The organism is Paracoccus sp. UBA889 (assembly GCA_002294185.1).
Lineage (GTDB): Bacteria > Pseudomonadota > Alphaproteobacteria > Rhodobacterales > Rhodobacteraceae > Paracoccus.
On record DBFD01000029.1, the window covers coordinates 1 to 3,998 of the forward strand.

1 protein-coding gene is annotated in these 3,998 nt (G+C 63.8%); it reads left to right on the plus strand.

The window, feature by feature from the left end; all coding sequences use genetic code 11:
* Positions 1 to 3: 3 nt before the first annotated feature.
* A partial coding sequence (gltB, locus tag B4L36_RS05340) for a glutamate synthase large subunit (protein ID WP_292953488.1) occupies positions 4 to 3,998 on the plus strand: 3,995 nt, incomplete at its 3' end.

Consider the following 3,998-nt stretch of genomic DNA (forward strand, 5'->3'; position numbering starts at 1 on the left):
GCAATGACCGAGTTTTCGCCCGAGTGGCAAGCCGAGGAACAGGCCCGCCGCGACCGGATGGCCGCAAGCGGCCTCTATCGCGCCGAGGACGAACATTCGTCCTGCGGGGTGGGCTTCGTCGTCGATCTGGACGGCAAGCCCAGCCGCAAGGTCGTGCAGCACGGCATCGATGCGCTGAAGGCGATCTGGCATCGCGGCGCGGTCGATGCGGATGGCAAGACAGGCGATGGCGCCGGCATCCATGTCCAGATTCCGGTGCCCTTCTTCTATGACCAGGTTCGCCGCACCGGGCACGAGCCCGACAACGACAAGCTGATCGCGGTCGGTCAGGTGTTCCTGCCGCGGATCAATTTCGCCCAGCAGGAAACCTGCCGCACCATCGTGGAATCCGAGGTTCTGCGCATGGGCCATTATATCTATGGCTGGCGCCACGTGCCGGTGAACACCGCCGTTCTGGGCGAAAAGGCCAATGCCACCCGCCCCGAGATCGAACAGATCCTGATCCGCTGCGAGAAGGACATCGACCATGTCCAGTTCGAACGCGAATTGTATATCATCCGCCGCCGGATCGAGAAGGCCGCGATCGCGGCCCAGGTGACGCAGCTTTACTTCTGTTCGCTGTCCTGCCGGTCGATCATCTACAAGGGCATGATGCTGGCCGAACAGGTGGCGGAGTTCTATCCCGACCTGAAGGACGAACGCTTTGAATCGGCCTTCGCGATCTATCACCAGCGCTATTCCACCAATACGTTCCCCCAATGGTGGCTGGCCCAGCCCTTCCGGATGCTGGCCCATAACGGCGAAATCAACACCCTGAAAGGCAACCTCAACTGGTTGCGCAGCCACGAGATCCGCATGGCCAGCAACGCCTTCGGCGAGATGGCCGAGGATATCAAGCCGATCGTGCCGGGCGGGTCGTCGGATTCGGCGGCTCTGGATTCGGTGTTCGAGGTGATGGTCCGTTCGGGCCGTTCGGCGCCGATGACCAAGACCATGCTGGTGCCCGAAAGCTGGTCCAAGGCCACCACCGACATGCCGAAACCCTGGGCCGACATGTACGCCTATTGCAACGCCGTGATGGAGCCGTGGGACGGGCCCGCGGCGCTGGCCATGACCGATGGTCGCTGGGTCTGCGGCGGGCTGGATCGCAACGGCTTGCGGCCGATGCGCTATGTCGTCAATGGCGACAACCTGCTGATCGCCGGCTCCGAGGTCGGGATGGTCCCGGTCGACGAGGCCAAGGTCCGCGAAAAGGGCGCGCTTGGGCCGGGCCAGATGATCGCCGTCGACATGTGGGAGGGCAAGCTTTACCACGATGCCGAGATCAAGGACCGCCTGGCCGGAAGCCAGCCCTTTGGCGAATGGATCGAGAAGGTCGTCGATCTGAACGACATGATGCGCGAATTGCCCGAACGGGCGCGGTTCGGCGGCGAGGATCTGCGCCGCCGCCAGAAGGCCGCCGGTTATACGCTGGAAGAATTGGAACATGTCCTGGCGCCGATGGCCGAGGACGGCAAGGAATCGATCGCCTCGATGGGCGACGACACCCCGCCGGCGGTGCTGTCGAACCAGTACCGGCCGATGAGCCACTTCTTTCGCCAGAACTTTTCCCAGGTGACGAACCCGCCCATCGACAGCCTGCGCGAAACGCGGGTGATGAGCCTGAAGACCCGGTTCGGCAACCTCAAGAACGTGCTGGACGAAAGCAGCGCGCAGACCGAGATCCTGATCCTGGAAAGCCCGTTCATCGCCAATGGCGAGTTTTCCGAGATGGTGAAGATGTTCGGCGAGAACGTCACCCATATCGACTGCACCTTTCCCGATGACGCGGGGCAGGACGCGCTTGGCGAAGGGCTGGCCCGGATCCGGGCCGAGGCCGAGGATGCGGTGCGTTCGGGCGCGGGCCACCTGGTGCTGACGGATGAACATCAGGGCTCGGACCGGGTCGCGATGCCGATGATCCTGGCGACCAGCGCGGTCCATTCCTGGCTGACGCGCAAGGGGCTGCGGACCTTCTGTTCGGTCAATGTGCGCAGCGCCGAATGCATCGATCCGCATTATTTCGCGGTATTGATCGGATCGGGCGCGACCACGGTGAACCCCTATCTTGCACAGGATTCGATTCAGGACCGGATCGAACGCGGCCTGCTGGAGGGCAGCCTGATCGACAACATGCGCCGCTATCGCGACGCGGTGGACGCGGGTCTTCTGAAGATCATGGCCAAGATGGGCATCTCGGTCCTGTCTTCCTATCGCGGCGGCCTGAACTTCGAGGCCGTGGGCCTGTCGCGCGCGATGGTCGCGGAATATTTTCCCGGAATGCACTCGCGCATCAGCGGCATCGGCCTGCACGGGCTGCAAGCCAAGATCGAGGCGCTGCACCAGAAGGCGTTTCACGCCGAGAATGTCGAATTGCTGCCGGTGGGCGGCTTCTACAAGCTGCGGCGGTCGGGCGAAAAGCACGCCTGGGAAGCCAATACGATGAAGATGCTGCAACTGGCCTGCGAAAAGGCCAGCTATGACATCTGGAAGCAGTTCAGCGCCACGATGCGGGCCAATCCGCCGATCCATATCCGCGACCTGCTGGACATCAAGCCGCTGGGCAAGGCGGTGCCGCTGGAAGAGGTGGAAAGCATCACCTCGATCCGCAAGCGCTTCGTGACGCCGGGCATGTCGCTGGGGGCGCTGTCGCCCGAGGCGCACATGACATTGAACATCGCCATGAACCGGATCGGCGCAAAGTCGGATTCGGGCGAGGGCGGCGAGGATCCGGCCCACAGTCAGCCCCTGTCCAACGGCGACAATCCCTGCGCCAAGATCAAGCAGGTCGCCAGCGGCCGCTTCGGCGTGACGGCGGAATATCTGAACGCCTGCGAGGAACTGGAAATCAAGGTGGCCCAGGGCGCCAAGCCCGGCGAGGGCGGGCAGCTTCCGGGGATGAAGGTCACCAAGCTGATCGCGCGGCTGCGTCATTCGACGCCGGGCGTGACACTGATCTCGCCGCCACCGCATCACGATATCTACAGCATCGAGGATCTGGCGCAGCTGATCTATGACCTGAAGCAGATCAATCCGCGCGCCAAGATCACCGTGAAGCTGGTCGCCTCTTCCGGTGTCGGCACCATCGCGGCCGGCGTGGCCAAGGCCAAGGCGGACGTGATCCTGATCTCCGGCCATAATGGCGGCACCGGGGCCAGCCCTGCGACCTCGATCAAGTTCGCCGGCCTGCCCTGGGAAATGGGGCTGACCGAGGCGCATCAGGTTCTGGCCATGAACCGGCTGCGCGAACGGGTGACGCTGCGCACCGATGGCGGCCTGCGCACCGGTCGCGACATCGTCATGGCGGCGATGATGGGGGCCGAGGAATACGGCATCGGCACCGCGGCCCTGATCGCGATGGGCTGCATCATGGTCCGCCAGTGCCAATCCAACACCTGCCCCGTGGGTGTCTGCACGCAGGACGAGAAATTGCGCGCCATGTTCACCGGCAGCGCCGACAAGGTGGTCAACCTGATCACCTTCTACGCGCAGGAGGTGCGGGAAATCCTGGCCAGCATCGGCGCACGTTCGCTGGATGAGGTGATCGGCCGGGCCGATCTGCTGACCCAGGTCAGTCGGGGCGCAGCGAATCTTGACGATCTGGATCTGAACCCGCTTCTGATCACCGTCGATGGCGCGGACAAGATCGTCTATGACCGCACCAAGCCGCGCAACGCGGTTCTGGACACGCTGGATTCCGATATCGTCAAGGACGCCGCCCGCTTCTTCGAGGATGGCGAGAAGATGCAGTTGTCCTACGCGGTTCGCAACACGCTGCGCACCATCGGCACGCGCACGTCCAGCATGATCGTGCAGAAATTCGGGATGCGCAACAACCTGCAGCCCGACCACCTGACGGTGCGGCTGACCGGCAGCGCCGGGCAATCGCTGGGCGCGTTTGCCGCGCCGGGGCTGAAGCTGGAAGTGTCCGGCGATGCCAACGACTACGTCGGCAAGGG